The sequence below is a fragment of the Pseudanabaena sp. 'Roaring Creek' genome (assembly GCF_001402795.1).
In the GTDB taxonomy this organism is placed as follows: Bacteria; Cyanobacteriota; Cyanobacteriia; order Pseudanabaenales; family Pseudanabaenaceae; genus Pseudanabaena.
The window spans coordinates 1-989 of sequence record NZ_LIRE01000549.1 but is presented as its reverse complement, the minus strand read 5'-3'; the positions used below and the strand labels follow the sequence as shown (position 1 = coordinate 989).

1 protein-coding gene is annotated in these 989 nt (G+C 42.7%); it reads left to right on the top strand.

What is annotated here, in order from left to right:
• Nucleotides 1-297 precede the first annotated feature (297 nt).
• The coding region (locus AC805_RS16215) for an ATP-binding protein (protein ID WP_156341428.1) at nt 298-989 on the top strand (692 nt) is incomplete at its 3' end.

The window sequence follows — 989 nt, the reverse complement described above, 5'->3', positions numbered from 1 at the left end:
AACGACAGCATATTTAACCCCAGAGTCGATCGTTGTCGCCCCGCCAATTGCCGTGTCATTTAATATTTGCCGCATCGGCAAGCTTATGGTCATAAAAACAATGATTTTCAAGCCTCAAAACCCAAACTTGCCATAGAAATATCTTAGAGCAAATAATTGTCACTTATTTGTTATTAAATTTATACAAATGAGTATTTATACTTAATTAAGTTAACGTGTTTTCAAGGTTTCAGGATTTTGCTTGGCGCGTTGCGATATATTGAAGGGGTATCTCTGCCCGTTAGTTTAGTTGTCGTTATGCCAAAATGGTTTAATACTGCTGGTCCTTGTAAGGCTAATCTTCACTATATGTTGCCTTCGAGCGATCGTTTGCCTGAATTAGAGAAGTTGATTGCTCAAGAAAACTACTTTGTTATTCACGCGCCACGTCAGACAGGTAAAACTACAGCAATGTTGACCCTAGCGCAGGAACTCACAGCTAGTGGTGAATATACATCGGTAATGGTATCCGCAGAAGTGGGGTCAACCTTCCCCGATGAGCCTGAAAAAGCAGAACAAGTAATTTTAGCAGCATGGCGAGATGCGACTGATTTCTGGCTGCCCGACGAACTGAAACCACCCACCCAAGAGCTAAATCAGCTACAGCGTATTGGTAATTTTTTAAAGGTGTGGTCGGAGGCTTCATCAAGACCATTGGTAATATTCATAGATGAAATTGATTCTCTACAAAATCAAACTTTGATGACGGTATTACGACAGTTAAGGGATGGATTCCCACGGCGTCCACAGGGATTTCCACAGTCAGTTGCCTTGGTAGGTATGCGCGATGTGCGGGATTATAAATATGCTTCTGGGGGGAGCGATCGCCTAAATACCTCCAGCCCTTTTAATATCAAAGTGCGCTCCTTTACCTTGAGTAACTTTACCCTTGAGGATGTGAGAAAGCTCTACCAGCAGCATACGGATGCAACGGGACAAGTATTTACTCC